Here is a 1,606-nt window from a genome sequence, read left to right as displayed (position 1 = left end):
AGAAAACACAAATTTCATGAAAAAGAAGGAGCATATTTTATAAGCTTTGCTACGGTATTTTGGATTGATATTTTTACAAGAATTGAATATTTCGATATCATTATTGAAGCATTAAATTATTGTAGAAAGAATAAAGGAATGACTATTTTCGGATATTGTATCATGCCCAGTCATATACATTTAATTTTCAGATCAGAAAAAGGTCAACCTTCAGAATTAATTAGAGATTTTAAGGGCTTTACTGCTAAAAAGTTGCTTAAGGCTATCGAAGAAAATACTCAGGAAAGCAGAAAAGAGTGGTTATTGTGGATGTTTAAAAAAGCAGGAAGCCGAAATTCTAATATAAAAAAATATCAGTTTTGGCAGCAGAATAATAATCCAATAGAAATATGGACGTTGAAGGTATTTGAGCAGAAACTAAATTATGTTCATCAAAACCCTGTGAAGGCGGGCTTTGTTATGGAGCCTTGGGAATGGAAACACAGTAGTGCAAGGAATTATTGTGATGATTATGATGAGATTCTTGAAATCGATGTTAATTTATGATTGTGGACACGAGCGGGACGCTCGCGCCAGCAAAAGGGAGCCTTGGGAATGGAAATATAGTAGTGCAAGAAACTATTGTGATGATTATGAGAAAGTACTGGAAATAGATGTTAATTTGTGAGATTATGGGCACGAGCGGGACGCTCGCGCCAGCAAAAGAGGCTGCAGCCGCACTGAAACTCATAAATTGTTACCTCAATTTTGATTATTCTTACCAAACTTTCCTTCCTTAATGGTTTAAAAATAAACATTCGATATTCCCCACGCTGGCGCGAGCGTCTCGCTCGTGTCCCCACAATAATCTATTTTTAAAAATTTAATTTCTAAAAATAATAATGTGAGTTTTTATTACTTTTAGATTATGAGCAGAAAACACAAATTTCATGAAAAAGAAGGAGCATATTTTATAAGCTTTGCTACGGTATTTTGGATTGATATTTTTACAAGAATTGAATATTTCGATATCATTATTGAAGCATTAAATTATTGTAGAAAGAATAAAGGAATGACTATTTTCGGATATTGTATCATGCCCAGTCATATACATTTAATTTTCAGATCAGAAAAAGGTCAACCTTCAGAATTAATTAGAGATTTTAAGGGCTTTACTGCTAAAAAGTTGCTTAAGGCTATCGAAGAAAATACTCAGGAAAGCAGAAAAGAGTGGTTATTGTGGATGTTTAAAAAAGCAGGAAGCCGAAATTCTAATATAAAAAAATATCAGTTTTGGCAGCAGAATAATAATCCAATAGAAATATGGACGTTGAAGGTATTTGAGCAGAAACTAAATTATGTTCATCAAAACCCTGTGAAGGCGGGCTTTGTTATGGAGCCTTGGGAATGGAAACACAGTAGTGCAAGGAATTATTGTGATGATTATGATGAGATTCTTGAAATCGATGTTAATTTATGATTGTGGACACGAGCGGGACGCTCGCGCCAGCAAAAGGGAGCCTTGGGAATGGAAATATAGTAGTGCAAGAAACTATTGTGATGATTATGAGAAAGTACTGGAAATAGATGTTAATTTGTGAGATTATGGGCACGAGCGGGACGCTCG

General features: G+C 34.6%; 2 protein-coding genes. Both read left to right on the top strand.

The features are described from left to right. The coding region (locus DDF69_RS21960) for an REP-associated tyrosine transposase (RefSeq protein WP_114822591.1) at positions 1–546 on the top strand (546 nt) is incomplete at its 5' end. A gap of 361 nt (positions 547–907) precedes the next feature. Beyond that, complete coding sequence (locus DDF69_RS21950; protein WP_114818972.1) at positions 908–1,459, top strand: REP-associated tyrosine transposase; 552 nt, start codon at positions 908–910, stop codon at positions 1,457–1,459. Positions 1,460–1,606: the final 147 nt, after the last annotated feature.

The sequence above is a fragment of the Chryseobacterium sp. KLBC 52 genome (genome assembly GCF_003347605.1).
GTDB lineage: Bacteria > Bacteroidota > Bacteroidia > Flavobacteriales > Weeksellaceae > Chryseobacterium.
This window is presented reverse-complemented; position numbering and strand designations above follow the sequence as displayed.